The organism is Staphylococcus sp. 510 (assembly GCF_057219715.1).
Window position 1 is genome coordinate 119,280 of sequence record NZ_JBXVVK010000001.1, and the last position, 15,302, is coordinate 134,581.

A 15,302-nucleotide genomic window follows, 5' to 3' on the forward strand; every position below is an offset into this window, starting at 1 on the left:
ATGACACACATGTTTGAAGGTGTAGGCGTCGCATTAACAACGCCATTTGTAAATAATGAAGTAGATTATGATGCATTAAGACGACACGTTACATTCTTATTAGAAAATAATGCACAAGCGATTATTGTAAATGGAACTACAGCTGAAAGCCCTACACTAAACGATGAAGAGAAAGAACATGTTTTAGAAACAGTTGTGAATTTAGTTAACAAACAAGTTCCTGTGATTGCAGGTACAGGTACAAATAATACTGAAAAATCTATTCAAGCGTCTGTACGTGCACGTCAACTTGGTGCAGATGCATTGATGCTAATTACACCTTATTACAATAAAACAAATCAACGTGGTTTAGTTCAACACTTTGAAACAATTGCGAATGCAGTTGAATTACCTGTTGTCTTATATAATGTACCTTCACGTACGAATATGACGATTGAACCAGAAACAGTTGAAACGTTAAGTCAAAATAAATATATTGTAGCGCTTAAAGATGCGACAAATGATTTGAATTATTTTGAAGAAGTTAAAAAACGTGTGAATCAAGATGAATTTGCCATTTATAGTGGTAATGACGACAATGTGGTTGATTTTTATCAACGTGGAGGTAATGGCGTGATTTCAGTCATTGCTAACGTCATTCCAAAAGCATTTCAACACTTATATGATGCTAAACAAGATGGGGACACATTGGCAAAGGCATTTGAACCGATTGGCCAATTATTAGACGCGTTATCAGTTGATGTTAATCCTATTCCAATTAAAGCATTAACGGCTTATGAAGGATTTGGAAGCTATGAATTACGTTTGCCTCTTGTACCACTTGAGGATAATGATCGTCAAACATTAGAGCAAGCTTACGAAACATTTAAAGCAGGTGAAAAATAATGAAGATCTTATTAATTGGCTATGGTGCTATGAACCAGCGTGTTGCTAGATTAGCTGAAGAAAAAGGCCACGAAATTGTCGGTGTTATTGAACCGATGAATAGTGATTCATCACCATACCAACAATTTGAACATATTGCAGATGCTAAAGAAGCAGATGTAGCAATTGATTTTTCTAATCCTAATTTATTATTACCCCTATTAGATGAATCATTTGAATTGCCATTAGTCGTTGCGACTACTGGTGAAAAAGAGAAAATCACACAAAAATTAGAAGCATTAGGTAAAAAGATGCCAGTATTTTTCAGTGCAAATATGAGTTATGGTGTTCATGCACTTACTAAAATTTTAGAAGCTGCAGTTCCCCTATTACAAGATTTTGATATTGAACTGACAGAAGCACATCATAATAAGAAAGTGGATGCGCCTAGTGGTACATTAGTGAAGTTATATGATGTTATAGAAGGATTACGTGATAAAACAACTCCAGTATATGATCGCCATTATAAAACTGAGAAACGTACACCAGACGAAATTGGCATCCATACAGTTCGTGGCGGTACGATTGTTGGAGAACATGATGTGTTATTTGCTGGAACAGATGAAACAATTACGATTTCACATAAAGCACAATCTAAAGACATTTTCGCGAATGGTGCAATTGGTGCAGCTGAAAAATTAATCAATAAAGAAAACGGTTTTTATACATTTGATAATTTATAAAATATAACTAAAGGAGCAAAATTATGGTACAACATTTATCAGCACAAGAAATTATTCAATATATTAGTGATGCAAAAAAATCAACGCCTTTAAAAGTTTATGTCAATGGTACATTTGATGGCGTCAACTTCCCCGAATCATTTAAAGTATTTGGTTCAGATCATTCTAAAGTGATCTTTTGTGAAGCGGATGATTGGAAACCATTTTATGAGTCGTATCAAAACAAATTTGAGGATATTGAAATTGAAATGGATCGTCGTAATTCAGCCATCCCATTAAAAGATTTAACAAATACGAATGCACGTATTGAACCAGGTGCTTTCATTCGTGAACAAGCTGTAATCGAAGATGGTGCTGTAGTCATGATGGGTGCAACAATTAACATTGGTGCTGTTGTTGGCGAAGGTACAATGGTAGATATGAATGCTACTCTAGGCGGTCGTGCGACAACTGGTAAAAATGTACATGTTGGTGCAGGATCAGTATTAGCTGGTGTAATCGAACCACCTAGTGCGTCACCTGTTGTCATTGAAGATAATGTGTTAATTGGTGCAAATGCAGTTATTTTAGAAGGTGTTCGAGTTGGTGAAGGTGCGATTGTAGCAGCTGGCGCTATTGTGACGCAAGATGTACCTGCAGGAGCAGTTGTTGCCGGGACACCTGCTAAAGTGATCAAGCAAACGTCTGAAGTCGAAGATTCTAAACGTGAAATTGTATCAGCATTACGCAAATTAAATGATTAAATTATTATAATAATACGGCAGTTGAAACAAAGGAGTGGCCTATGGTTTGAACTTGAACGTGAGTGTGTTTAACGCCCTACCGTTCAAATGATCACATTGCCTCTCCTCATTGTTTCGACTTTTTATTATCATGATATTTAATAGTATATATTTTGGGATTTTTATGGTGAAAGGAATGATAATGATGAATGAATTAGAATTTGTAACAACACACCGTCGACATTTACATCAGCATCCTGAATTAAGTTTACATGAATATGAAACTACTCAGTACATTACTAATTTCTTAACAGAATTAGGCGTACCATTTGAACGTCCATTGGAAACAGGTGCGATTGCATATCTTGAAGGTAATAGTCAGCATACTATCGCTTATAGAGCAGATATAGATGCATTACCCATTTTTGAAGAAAATGATGTAGAGTTTCGTAGCCAAAATGATAACGTGATGCATGCATGTGGCCATGATGGTCATACGACGGCACTGATGTTATTTGTTAAGCGTTGTAAAGCAATGGCAGATAAAGGTACTCTCCCTCACAATATTGTATTTATATTCCAACCTGCAGAAGAAACAGGTGGTGGTGCACATCGTCTTATAAAAGCCAAGGCTTTTGATAATTACCCTATTGAAGCTGTATTTGGTATTCACGTTAATCCTTTTTCTGATGAAGGCACAGTTGTCATTCGAGACGAAGAAATTACGGCAAGTGCGACAGAGTACCGATTCTATTTAACAGGACTATCTAGTCACGTTGCTGATAAAGAACAAGGTCATTCATGTGGCGAAGCCTTACAACACGTCTTAACACAAGTGGGTCAAATACAACAATTTCATTTGAATGGATTAAAACGAAATATAGTACATATGGGTCATTTTGAAGCTGGTGAAGCTATCAATACAGTACCAAGTAATGGCTATTTAGAAGGAACAATTCGTACATATGATGTCGATGATTTAACTATTGTAAAAAATCAAATGCAAAAAATTGCTGAAAGTGTATCATTATTATTTAATGTGACGTGTGAAGTAAAATTTGAGGAAGGCTATCCACCTACAATGAATAGTCCGAAATTACGCGAACCTGTTGAACAGGCACTTAAAAATGCAAATCTAGAAGTCATCGACAAACCAACACCATTCTTATTTGGTGAAGACTTTAGTTTCTATGGTCAATTATTAGCACCTGCTTACTTCGTCTTCGTTGGAACTCGCAATAAAGATAAAGGTTATGTGACAGGATTACATACGTCTCATTTAAATTTTGATGAAAAGGTATTAATAGACGTAGCCAATTATTATGAACAACTACTATTAAATTATAAAGAGGTGTAAGCATTGACAGCAATTTGGTCAGTCGATACAGAAGCATTTTATAACAATGCTAAGAAAGTGAAAAATCAACAACCCATTATGGCCGTTGTTAAAAATAACGCTTACCACTATGGCTTAGAATTTGCGGTAAGGCAATTTTTACGTGCAGGTATCAATACATTTAGTACGACGTCACTTAAAGAAGCGGTTCGTGTACGTGAATTAGCACCAGATGCAACGGTGTTTCTTATGAATGCGGTATATGATTTTGATACTGTACGTGATTATCATATTCATATGACCTTACCTTCTTTAAAGTATTATTACGAGCATAAAGAAGATTTACGAGATATTCATGTGCACTTAGAGTTTGAAAATTTACTGCATCGTTCTGGATTTAAAACACTAGAAGAGATTCAAGAGGTATTACAAGATCATCAACATAATAAGAACCCTAAACGCATGATTATTTCTGGTTTATGGACACATTTTGGTTATGCTGATGAATTTGGTGTAACTGAATATGATGTAGAACGTTCAGCATGGTTGAATGTTTTACATACATTATTAAATGAAGGGTATCAATTCGACTATATACATTCTCAAAATAGTGCAAGCTATTATCGAGAAGGACAAGTCGTTCTCCCCCACCATACACATGCTAGAGTGGGTATTGCTTTATATGGTTCACGTCCATATAGTGGATTGAATGAATCAGCCATTCAACAAGCATTGACTGTAAAAGCGAATGTCATACAAATTAGAGAAGTTCAAAATGGTGACTATTGTGGCTATAGTTGGGCATTTGAAACACAACATGACAATACTAAGCTTGCTGTGGTAGATGTTGGTTATGGTGACGGTATATTAAGAGCAAGAGCACAACATGAAGCATTGATAAACGGTAAGCGCTACCCTATTCGTGCCCTAATGATGAGCCATATGTTTGTAGAAGTTGATGAACACGTACATGCACAAGATCAAGTTGTATTATATAATGAAAGTATGCGCATTGATGAATATACCTTTAAGGGTGTGGGAGCAAATTCAGAACAACTGAGCGCTATGAATCACGATTCTCTTATAAAGGAGTACAGATAAAGATGACAGTAGAATATAACGAATACGGCGAATTAACAATGGGAGGTACAAGTCTTAAAACAGTTGCACAAAGTTTTGGTACCCCAACGATTGTTTATGATGAAGAACAAATACGAAATCAAATGCGTCGTTATCATAAAGCATTTCAACAAAGTGGATTAAAATATAATATTTCATATGCTTCTAAAGCATTTACTTGTATACAAATGGTTAAATTAGTCCAAGAGGAAGATTTACAACTCGATGTTGTATCTGAAGGAGAATTGTATACTGCATTAGAAGCTGGCTTTGATCCAAGTCGTATACACTTCCATGGTAATAATAAAACGAAGCATGAAATTAAATACGCTTTAGAAAATCATATTGGATATTTTGTCATAGATTCTTTAGAAGAAATCGATTTAATTGATCGATATGCAAGTGAAACAGTACAAGTAGTTTTAAGAGTTAACCCAGGTGTTGAAGCACATACACATGAATTTATCCAAACAGGACAAGAAGATAGTAAATTTGGCTTATCGATACGCTATGGCTTAGCTAATGAAGCAATTGATAAAATCAAACAAACTAACCATCTTCATTTAAAAGGTGTACATATTCATATTGGCTCACAAATTGAAGGAACAGAAGCATTTATTGAAACTGCAAAAATAGTTATGAATTGGTTAAATGATCAACAAATTCATGTTGATTTACTTAATCTTGGTGGTGGTTTTGGTATTAAATATGTTGAGGGAGATGTAAGCTTCCCTATTGAAAGCAGCATTGCTGAAATCACTGATGCAATCAAAAATGAAGCACAACAGTTAAATATGGAAACACCTGAAATAGGTATTGAACCCGGTCGTTCTATCGTTGGCGAAGCTGGAATAACATTGTATGAAGTGGGAACGATTAAAGAGATACCAGAAATTAATAAATACGTATCTATAGATGGTGGTATGAGTGATCATATTAGAACAGCACTTTATGATGCTAAGTATCAAGCTTTATTAGTAAATCGCCAAGAAGAAGCGGATGATACAGTTACTATTGCGGGTAAATTATGTGAGTCTGGTGATATTATCATTAAGAATGCAAAATTACCAAGTTCTGTACAACGTGGTGATTATTTAGCAATATTATCAACAGGTGCATATCATTATTCAATGGCATCTAATTATAATCAAATGCAAAAACCTTCAGTGTTCTTTATCAAAGATGGAAAAGCTCGTGAAGTGATTAAACGTCAATCATTAAGACAACTTATTATTAACGATACTAAATAATAAAAGTTAATCTCGTATGGCATTTTATAAGGCTATAACAATTAGTTTAATGGAACTCGTTGTTATAGCCATTTTTTTAATCTTGAGAGTTCATCTCTCTAAATGATGCTTTAGTATTTAAACATAAATAAAACGTGACTTAACACTGAGAGTTAAAAGTCACGTTTTTAATGATAGTCTAAAAAGTATCCTATATCATCACATAGCACATTGAATGAATCGCATAAAAAAACACCTTACATCTTGGTAAGGTGTTAGTTAATAAAGTCAATTAATTACAATCTATTTATTATAGTTTTACAACGTTCGCAGCTTGTGGTCCGCGGTCGCCTTCAACTACTTCAAATTCAACTGATTGACCTTCTTCTAATGATTTGTAACCATCTTGGTTAATTGCTGAGAAATGTACGAATACGTCGTTTTCTCCTTCAACTTCGATGAAGCCGAATCCTTTTTCAGCGTTAAACCATTTAACTGTACCTTGTTTCATAATCTGAAACCTCCAAGACTAAAATTCATTCAATATGCGTTATTCGCATATTACAAAAAATACATGACCTAATTACTCATAACGATAATAGCAAATATTTTTTGCAATATGGAATAAAACTATTGCTTACTTGATATTATAATTTAAATAATGCAAAATTGCAATACAATTATAGGAAATTATCATTTAAACTATTTTTGGAAGATTATAATAAACTTCATTATTTTTTAAAACAATAAAACTATAAAATATTTGTAAATCCTCATCACAATCTTCACAGAAATTTAAATCACAATTATTGTAAAATGCGTACATATTATATTTCCCCATTACGCAATTGTCGTAATATGCGTTACAATCTTTGATTAATTTACAGTATACATCTAACATGTCTTCATATGTAGAAAACTCGGATTGTTTAACAATCTTCTCTGGCCAATCTTCAAACAACCACCAACCTTCATAGTCAGCTCTAATTTTTGCAACCGTCCACATATGTATCCCCTTCTTTTTAAAATTCTATATTGATAATTTTAACTGGTTGTATATCAAAATCAAGTTAGAAGACTCATACTTTTGACTGATAGACGATATAGCAAATATTAGTTTTTTTACGTCTTTATCCTTATAATAGTGATATGAGGTGATAATAATGGAACGTAAACATATACAAGTATTTGGCACAGTACAAGGTGTCGGCTTTAGATATTATACGCAGAGACTAGGCAATCAACATCACGTCGTAGGTACAGTGCAAAATGTTGAAGATTATGTTGATATATATGCTCAAGGAGAAAAAGACAATTTAGAATCATTTATAAATAGTGTTATTGAAGGTGCTTCTCCAGCCTCACATGTAACTAACTATCAGATAGAAGACTTAGATTTAGACGAATCATTAACTGATTTTAAAACAATTTAAATCAATACTAAAAAGGAAGATGGCAGTTGAGATATAATATTTCAAGAGTTTTGGGGACCATGGTAGGCATACCGGTAGCGATGATTGCTTGGATGGTAAGTATCTTTGGATTTGATTTGTCTTTTATTATAGACGGATTCATCGGTTTGGGAGGATTTGTCGTGTCTTACTTCCCTACTCAGCGCTTGACTTCACGTAAATATCTAAATGAAATAGGATTAACTCGAAGAGAATATCGATATGTTAGAAGTCAATTAAACCAAGCCCAATCTAAAATACGTTTGATTTTCAAATCATTTATCAATATTCGTTCTATTAAAGATTTTAGACAGGTTAACGACATTTATAGAATCTCTCGCTCGATTTATATGAGTGTAAGACAACGTCCAGGAATGTTTTTTAAAGTAGAAGGATTCTTTTATTCGCATATTGATAATGCCTTGAATTTAGTAGATTCATATACGAGATTAACTAAAATGCCTAGAAAGTCTCCCGTAGAAAAGCAGAAATTAGAACAAACAAGAATTACATTAGACGAAGTCAAACGAACGTTAGTAGCAGATTTAAAACAACTCAATGAAGACGATTATGAACGATTAGATGTAGAAATGGAATTAAATAAATTAGAACAACAGCGTCGAAAAAAATAATATAGATAAGGAGAGTAAATGGATATGGCAAATGAACATGAACGTACCCCATCACACCCTCTTGATCAATATATCAATCAACAATCTGAGCAACCGAATACGGTTGTTGAAGATTTTGAACATCAATTTACTGAAGCTGATCAAAAAAGGATTAATGAAATTAGTGAACAAATAAAACCACTTGATCACGATGGCTTATTATCTTTTGGTACCAACTTGCAACAAAATATGTCACAGTTTTCACATCAAATGTTGGATGATGTTCAATCGAAAGATATTGGACCTATTGGAGACTCATTAAGCCAATTGATGAGTAAATTAAAATCTGTGAACCCTAATGACTTAGATCCTAATAAACAATCTAGGATAAAACGTATCTTTAGAAGAACCAAAGCTTCTATTAATGAGGTATTCTCTAGAATGCAATCAGTGAGTTCGCAGATTGATCGAATTACCATTCAATTGGAAAAGCATAAAGGTAACTTAACGAAAGATATTGATTTATTAGATGGGTTATATGATCAAAATAAGCGATATTTTGATGATGTGACACTTTATATTGCAGCAGCACAACGTAAAAAGCAAGATATACAACAACATATCATTCCTGATTTACAGAAGAAAGCTGAAACAACAGGTAATCAAATGGATATTCAAGCAGTCGCAGACATGGAGCAATTTGTGGATCGATTAGAAAAGAGAATCTATGATTTACAACTTTCAAGACAAATTGCTATTCAAACTGCACCACAAATACGAATGATTCAAAATGTAAATCAGGCATTAGCTGAAAAAATTCAAAGTTCAATTCTAACAAGTATTCCATTATGGAAGAACCAAATGGCTATTGCGTTGACATTGATGCGACAACGTAATGCAGTATCAGCACAACGTGCAGTCACAGATACAACGAATGATTTATTAACTCAAAACGCATCAATGTTGAAACAAAATGCAATTGAAACGGCAACAGAAAATGAACGTGGTGTCGTCGATATTGAAACATTGAAACAAACACAAAGTGATATTATTGATACGATAGAACAAACATTACAAATTCAACATGAAGGTCGTCAAAAACGACAAGCTGCTGAAAAAGAATTATCTGGTCTTGAAAATGACTTGAAGCAACATTTATTATCAATGCGAAAAGAATCTTAAAAAAGCTTCCCTACTTACTTTAGGGAAGCTTTTTTATCTATTCTTTTTGATAAACGATAGGTTGTTGTTTGATAAATATACCAATAATGTATGCGATGATGGTAGTAATGACCGCAATTGGGAACCATTCTAATGAATAATCTTTTAGCCATAGATGATCCATGAAGCTCAGTTGTAACCATCCTTGTGTATGAATCACACTCAAGATAGATACAATAGCAACAACTATAACAGTGATTTGTTGTGTAATAGGTTTTGTCGGAATAAATCTTGCTATCAATATGAGTAACACAACTGTGATTGCCACAGGATAGATGACGCTAAGTACGGGTTGTGACATTGTAATCACAGCATTTAGACCTTGATTCGCAATAATAAAACTAATAATAGTAAAGATAATGACAAATGTTTTATACGAAATTTTAGGAATAATTCTGTGGAAATACTCACTTACAGCAACTATTAAACCACATGCAGTTGTTAGACAAGCTAATGCTACAATGATACCTAATAAATACTTACCGAAAGTTCCGAAGCCTGTAGATGCCATTGTCGTTAATAAAAATGTACCTACATTTTGATCTTTAGCAGCAAGTGATTTTAACTTGGCATCTGAAATATCAATGTGATTGCCGATAAATCCTAAAGAAATATAGATAAAGATTAACGCGACAGCAGCGATTAAACCTGCCATTAAGGTTTGCTTAAATATCTTATCAGCATGATTGACACCTGTTGCCTTAATCGCATTCACTACAATCATTGAAAATGCAATAGCAGCAATAGCATCCATTGTTAAGTAACCTTGTGTAAACCCTTGAGAAAAACTACCAATATTACTGTTAAAAAGTTCTGTATTACCATGACTTGATGTATGGCCACTAAAATCGATAAACCCTTTAACAATCATTGCTAAAATAGTAATCAGTAATAGTGGCGTAAGTAATGAACCGATACGATCGACCATTTTATTTGGATTAATACATAAATATAATACGATAATAAAATAAATAAGTGTAAATATAAATAGAGCTAAATTGCCATTCGTATGTGCTATCGGTGTGACAGTCATTTCAAATGATGTTGAAGCTGTACGAGGTATAGCAAATAATGGTCCTATAGTTAAATAAATCACTATTAAAAATATTATCGAAAAAACTGGTGATATTTTATTAAATGCACCAATATAACCTTGTTTATCAAGTGCACCAACGACAACGCCAAGTAAAGGCAATCCTATACCAGTTAGTGCAAATGCGAGAATCGCAGGCCAGAAAAAGTGTCCACTATCTAAACCTAAGTTCGTTGGAAAGATTAAATTACCTGCACCAAAGAACATGGCAAAAAGTGTGAACCCTACAATCCATGTATTCTTGTTCATAATGCTGCTCCTTTGTCCTTAAATATGCAACATTAAACATTCTAGCATAGATATAATTCATAAGTCTATATAATTTCAGAAAATTTAAAAACTTAGTTGATTTAAATTTAGCAAATAGACATATTTTTAAAAAGATTTAAGTAATAGTTTTTTCAATAATGGTGATAACAAGCTTGGTAAATGTTCAACACCTTCAACAAATATTGAATACTGACCATAAATATTATGAATCGTCTGTTCAATATCTTCGGTAATTGGATCTTGACTCAAGAATACATTAAAGACTTCTATACCAAACTTACGAGCATCTTCAACAGCTTCATACGTATCTATGATGCCATCTTGACTATAATTATATGCAGAAGGTTCCCCATCAGAAAACACAATGAGAAATCGCTGATGATGACTGCGACGAATTAATCTATCACTCGCGATTCGAATGGCAACCCCATCACGATTATCATCTTGTGGTTCTAAAGCCATGATACGCGGTCCATCTTTTTTCAATGTTGAATAGTCGTAATGGATAATCTCATCTATAATATTAGGTTGCTTCGTATCATCTGAATCAAAGGCATCTTCGTTAAAGGCCAATATTTCATGTTTGACGTTCAATTCTTTTAACGTCTCGTGGAAGAGTACGACACCTTTAATCGTTTCATCCATTTTGTCATGCATGCTTGCTGAAGCATCGATTAATAATGTAAATGTAGCATCAAATGATTGGCTTAAATCTTGTTTTTTATAGAACAATTTATATTGATCATCTATAAACCAATTGATTAAATTCTTCTGTAGTCGACCTTTAGTGAGATTATGTCTCTCATCTTGATGTTCGCGTTCGATCGTCTTTTTAATAATTTGGATTAAATCCTTAATTTCAAATTGCACATCATTTTTAACATCTTCATAAGCTTGGATGTATTCAGGTAAAATATCAGGGACTTTCCATTTAATATCAACATTTTGGTTAATGCCTTCTAATGCAAAGGCGCTATTTTGTCCAATAAAGCCGCCTTCTTCACGATCTAGCGTGTTTTGTGACCCCTTACCTTTTTTAGTCATCATATCGGTCATATCATCGGATGAATCCCCTTCTCTAGCTGTATCATTGTCAGCCATCACTTCACTATTTTCACCCTCATGTAGTTCCATTTCGAGATAAGCGCCACCTTCAGAAGAACTATCAGCAGCTTTGGTTTCTGCTTCAGCTGTCACTGCATCATTTTCCTCTTGCGACTGATCTTTACCATCTGTATTAGCAGCATCTGTTCGTTTTAGATCTTCAAACAAGTCTTGTTGAATATTTTCATATAGATTTTTAGGAATATAGTAATATTCATTTAACATATCTTCTTTTAATAAATCATCTACTTGATATAATATGCGTTCAGCTAAATACATATTGTCTTCAGAACTTTGATTCTGAAAGAAGTTAGGCAAATATTGATACATATTAACTAAAACGTCATCAAATTTTGGATGGATGGATGGTATGTCATAGAAGTTTTGTTCAATAAAAGCATGCTCTAAATATAAAAATAATAAATCAGTATATAGTGTTTTAGTTTTATAAACATTAATTTGTGATTCAGTAAATGTAAGTCTTGTAATTAAACGTAAATCTATATATTTTATTGTGCTTGGACGTTGTAATTTAATCTCATTGAATATACGTATATCTTCTAATAGTTTGAAAAGTTGATGGAAAAATTTAGGGTGTTTAAATTCATTATTATGCAACACCTCATTAACGATATCTACATCCATCATTTGATAACCATAGGCCGCTAACATAACATCTGTTTTGAGACCAGCAGCTTCAACTGCTTTTGGACGGTGAGACCAGAACCAACTTGTAATTAGTGTATTACTGAATGGATTATAATAAGGGAATTTTTGAATTTTAACTTGTGTTTGTTCGTTTTTTAATAGTAAACGAGCTAAGTCTTGTAACATCATTACTTGTTTAACATCTAACTGTTCGTCGTTAAATTTAATGAAACGGTCGCTCATGATTATCCCTCTCTAAAAGTTAAGTTCTATTGCATTAATAATGGCTTGCTGTTCTCGTTCATCCTCAAGTTTATCTATAATTGTACGTTTAATGGCACGTTCGATTGGCATAACTGTTGCTAAGTCACTTAAATCAATGAGTGCACGTATACTTGCAGCTTCCTCTGAAATCTGACCTTGTTTGGTCATTGTACGTAAATCTTCGTTGAATTTAATGATTTTTTGGATAGTTGTATCATCTTGTAAACGACTTTGTTCTTTAATAACATGACTTAAAATATCGCCGTCGATATAATCCACTTGAATCACAACAAATCGGTTTTTAAGTGCTTCGTTCATTGGTAGCGTACCTACATAGCCTTCATTGATTGCGGCAATCACGTTAAAGCCAGGTTTTGCTTGAATGACTTCTCCAGTAAATGGATTAGTTATACGTCTGCGGTAATCTAACACACCATTTAAGATAGGCAATGTTTCCGGTTTAGCCATATTGATTTCATCAATATATAAAATATGTCCTTCTTTCATAGCTTTAATAACGGGCCCATCGATAAATACAATTTCTTGATGCCCTTGTTCATTTGTCTTAATCGTTTTAAATCCTAGTAGACTCTCTGCGTCTAAATCTACTGAACAGTTAACTTGATACATAGGCGTATTTACCACTTCACTTAATGTTTCTGCCAGTTTCGTTTTACCGGAACCTGTTGGCCCTTTTAATAAAATATTTTTATTTAAATCAAATAATGCTTTTGCATCATTAAAAACTGAAACGTCCGCATTTTTATATTGTGCTTGTACCATGATTAATATGCTCCTTTTTTATCAATATGAAAAAAGACTAAGACATGTGGGTTTGGGTTTCCAATTGTCTTAGTCTTGTTGACTGTTATCTTTATATACTTGTTTGATAGTCTAAACTGATTGCAACGATTTTAAACTTCTTTAAAGTATGTTTTGTAATAGCCACCAACTAAACCTGAATTATCGATGATTTGATAATATTCTTCAGTTTCATTAATGACATCATATTGTTTACCAACAGTTAGCATATCAGATACAGTGAACTTCTTCGCATCTGTATTTGTAACTTCTACTTTTTTAATTGGTGTACGCTCTTTCCATGTTTCGTGTAACATCTTTAATTCCCTACCTCTATAGTTATTTTAATAAGTTTATTTTTCCAGTGTATAAATGAATGAAATACCACTTTTTTCAGTAATACGTAATGAATCAGAATCATCTTGTTCTAACGTTTGATAAGGTATACCTATGTCATCTAACGTTTGTTTAGCGTTTTCAAATTCCGACTTATTTTGAGTGGAAAATTCTATTTGTTCAATCATACCTACATCTTCATTATTGATTTCTGTCTCTGCTTCATATAGATGCAATTCACCACCAAGACCACCTTCTCCAATTTTAAATACTTGGATGGCTTGTGTTGAATCTTCATATGGATGATATTCTGCAAATATATTTAATCCAAATACATTTGTAAGGATAGATGCTGTGATAGGCAATTCATTCACCTTAAGAATCACAGGGCCTAAGCCTTGAATTTGATGTAGCGGATTGACAGTACTTTCAAATGATGGCATACCTAATGGAACGCCTGTGTTATGTTCATTTGAATAGATATCAAATAATTGTTGATTATGATCATTGAAGTTAAAGTGCTTATTACCATTGAGTTCAGTAATTGAGCTATAAGACATTTGATGATTGGTAAAAATAGATTGATATTCATCTAGACCTGAGTCTGATGGAGTTCTTAATCCAACGCTATCGATATGTAAGTTTTGATAATTACTTTTAGGTACTTCAACAAAATGTATACGAGTACCAGGACTTAAATTGGCATCGCCAAATCTTAAAGCATTTTCACCCTTTTTAGATGAATTAAAACCTAATATATTTTCAAATAAATCTTTAGTTTTAGATAGGTCACTAGTACCTAACGTGACACTTCTAAGTCCGCTCATTTACTGACACCCCTAATCATTTATCGTTACATTATTATTATAACGTATTTTTACGATGATTTATATGATGAACTATTACGATGATGGATCATATGAATGGATAAAAGTTTAAATTGTATTGTGAAAAGTTTGGTTGTAATTAATTTTTTAAAATTAAGTTAAAATTCATTTTGGTATTGTTGTCAAAGTGTATTAAAATATAATTATAGAGATAAAGTAAGGAGGCATACACATGTCTACGATGTGGATAGTATTTGCAATTACTGTTTTAATCGCTGCTTATTCAGGTATACAAGTTTTTACGAATTTACAGAATAAGCAAAAGCCTAATTTTAAATATTTCTTAATTGCATTTATTGTATTTATTATTTTAGCAATTATAGAGATTATCGTCTTATACTAAAAGTTACCCTATAGTTTTAAATGTTAAAACATAGAAATAGCCAGTAAATGATGTTTATATTGACCCATTTACTGGCTTTTTTAGACTATTTAAGCAAGTGTTTATAAATATTCTGATTTAGAAAATAAATAATACAACCCGATTATAAAAATAATGATATAAATCATAAACCATCATTTTATTAAAATTATATACTACTAAAGTATTATTTAATACATAAAGAACCAACGGTGATTCATATCACCGTTGGTTCTTAAATT

General features: G+C 32.9%; 17 protein-coding genes. 10 read left to right on the forward strand and 7 right to left on the reverse strand.

What is annotated here, in order from left to right:
- The 6 genes from dapA (at position 1) to lysA (ending at position 6,034) form a co-directional block, all read left to right on the forward strand.
- Positions 1-885 carry a 4-hydroxy-tetrahydrodipicolinate synthase gene (dapA, locus tag AC2D8K_RS00560; RefSeq protein WP_484697805.1) on the forward strand — a complete coding sequence of 295 codons (885 nt, stop codon included), beginning with the start codon at positions 1-3 and terminating at the stop codon, positions 883-885.
- Positions 885-1,607 (forward strand): 4-hydroxy-tetrahydrodipicolinate reductase, encoded by a 723-nt coding sequence (dapB, locus tag AC2D8K_RS00565; RefSeq protein WP_484697807.1) that lies wholly within the window; start codon positions 885-887, stop codon positions 1,605-1,607. Before dapA ends, dapB begins: the two co-directional genes overlap by 1 nt.
- 23 nt (positions 1,608-1,630) lie before the next feature.
- The gene (gene dapD / locus AC2D8K_RS00570) at positions 1,631-2,350 is read left to right on the forward strand and encodes a 2,3,4,5-tetrahydropyridine-2,6-dicarboxylate N-acetyltransferase (RefSeq protein WP_002451358.1); all 720 of its coding nucleotides are present in this window, start codon (positions 1,631-1,633) and stop codon (positions 2,348-2,350) included.
- A gap of 184 nt (positions 2,351-2,534) precedes the next feature.
- Positions 2,535-3,686, forward strand: a complete 1,152-nt coding sequence (locus AC2D8K_RS00575; protein WP_037552151.1) for an amidohydrolase — start codon at positions 2,535-2,537, stop codon at positions 3,684-3,686.
- Between the two features lie 3 nt (positions 3,687-3,689).
- Positions 3,690-4,766, forward strand: coding sequence for an alanine racemase (locus AC2D8K_RS00580; protein WP_002451360.1), 1,077 nt, complete (start codon positions 3,690-3,692; stop codon positions 4,764-4,766).
- A 2-nt stretch (positions 4,767-4,768) separates the two neighbouring features.
- Entirely contained in the window at positions 4,769-6,034 is a 1,266-nt protein-coding gene (gene lysA, locus AC2D8K_RS00585; protein WP_002451361.1) for a diaminopimelate decarboxylase, read from the forward strand.
- Between the two features lie 289 nt (positions 6,035-6,323).
- Here lysA and cspA read toward each other — a convergent pair whose 3' ends face one another.
- Both cspA and msaA read right to left on the reverse strand, forming a co-directional pair.
- Positions 6,324-6,524, reverse strand: a complete 201-nt coding sequence (gene cspA / locus AC2D8K_RS00590; RefSeq protein WP_002433901.1) for a cold shock protein CspA — start codon at positions 6,522-6,524, stop codon at positions 6,324-6,326.
- Positions 6,525-6,710: 186 nt separating this feature from the next.
- Positions 6,711-7,019, reverse strand: a complete 309-nt coding sequence (gene msaA / locus AC2D8K_RS00595; protein ID WP_484697809.1) for a regulatory protein MsaA — start codon at positions 7,017-7,019, stop codon at positions 6,711-6,713.
- Positions 7,020-7,176: 157 nt separating this feature from the next.
- On the opposite strand from msaA, the gene AC2D8K_RS00600 reads away from it, so the two are divergent.
- From AC2D8K_RS00600 to AC2D8K_RS00610, 3 genes are read left to right on the forward strand one after another with little or no spacing between them, the layout of a single operon-like run.
- The gene (locus tag AC2D8K_RS00600; RefSeq protein WP_002451363.1) at positions 7,177-7,446 is read left to right on the forward strand and encodes an acylphosphatase; all 270 of its coding nucleotides are present in this window, start codon (positions 7,177-7,179) and stop codon (positions 7,444-7,446) included.
- 26 nt (positions 7,447-7,472) lie between these two features.
- Positions 7,473-8,096, forward strand: a complete 624-nt coding sequence (locus AC2D8K_RS00605) for a 5-bromo-4-chloroindolyl phosphate hydrolysis family protein (protein ID WP_037552154.1) — start codon at positions 7,473-7,475, stop codon at positions 8,094-8,096.
- An 18-nt stretch (positions 8,097-8,114) separates the two neighbouring features.
- Positions 8,115-9,257: a toxic anion resistance protein gene (locus AC2D8K_RS00610; RefSeq protein ID WP_002451365.1), complete on the forward strand. Its 1,143-nt coding sequence runs from the start codon at positions 8,115-8,117 to the stop codon at positions 9,255-9,257.
- Between the two features lie 37 nt (positions 9,258-9,294).
- Here the strand turns inward: AC2D8K_RS00610 and brnQ3 are convergent, their stop codons facing one another.
- The 5 genes from brnQ3 to AC2D8K_RS00635 all read right to left on the reverse strand — a co-directional run bounded on the left by brnQ3 (position 9,295) and on the right by AC2D8K_RS00635 (position 14,639).
- Positions 9,295-10,638 (reverse strand): branched-chain amino acid-like transporter carrier protein BrnQ3, encoded by a 1,344-nt coding sequence (brnQ3, locus tag AC2D8K_RS00615; RefSeq protein ID WP_002451192.1) that lies wholly within the window; start codon positions 10,636-10,638, stop codon positions 9,295-9,297.
- 126 nt (positions 10,639-10,764) lie between these two features.
- Positions 10,765-12,654 (reverse strand): vWA domain-containing protein, encoded by a 1,890-nt coding sequence (locus AC2D8K_RS00620; RefSeq protein WP_484697812.1) that lies wholly within the window; start codon positions 12,652-12,654, stop codon positions 10,765-10,767.
- Positions 12,655-12,666: 12 nt separating this feature from the next.
- The gene (locus AC2D8K_RS00625) at positions 12,667-13,458 is read right to left on the reverse strand and encodes an ATP-binding protein (RefSeq protein ID WP_002451190.1); all 792 of its coding nucleotides are present in this window, start codon (positions 13,456-13,458) and stop codon (positions 12,667-12,669) included.
- 131 nt (positions 13,459-13,589) lie between these two features.
- Complete coding sequence (locus tag AC2D8K_RS00630) at positions 13,590-13,793, reverse strand: DUF6501 family protein (protein ID WP_002451189.1); 204 nt, start codon at positions 13,791-13,793, stop codon at positions 13,590-13,592.
- Positions 13,794-13,829: 36 nt separating this feature from the next.
- Positions 13,830-14,639 carry a VOC family protein gene (locus tag AC2D8K_RS00635; RefSeq protein ID WP_002451188.1) on the reverse strand — a complete coding sequence of 270 codons (810 nt, stop codon included), beginning with the start codon at positions 14,637-14,639 and terminating at the stop codon, positions 13,830-13,832.
- A 232-nt stretch (positions 14,640-14,871) separates the two neighbouring features.
- Between AC2D8K_RS00635 and AC2D8K_RS00640 the strand changes: the two genes are divergently transcribed.
- Positions 14,872-15,042, forward strand: a complete 171-nt coding sequence (locus tag AC2D8K_RS00640; protein WP_002451187.1) for a hypothetical protein — start codon at positions 14,872-14,874, stop codon at positions 15,040-15,042.
- The last annotated feature ends 260 nt before the right edge of the window (positions 15,043-15,302 follow it).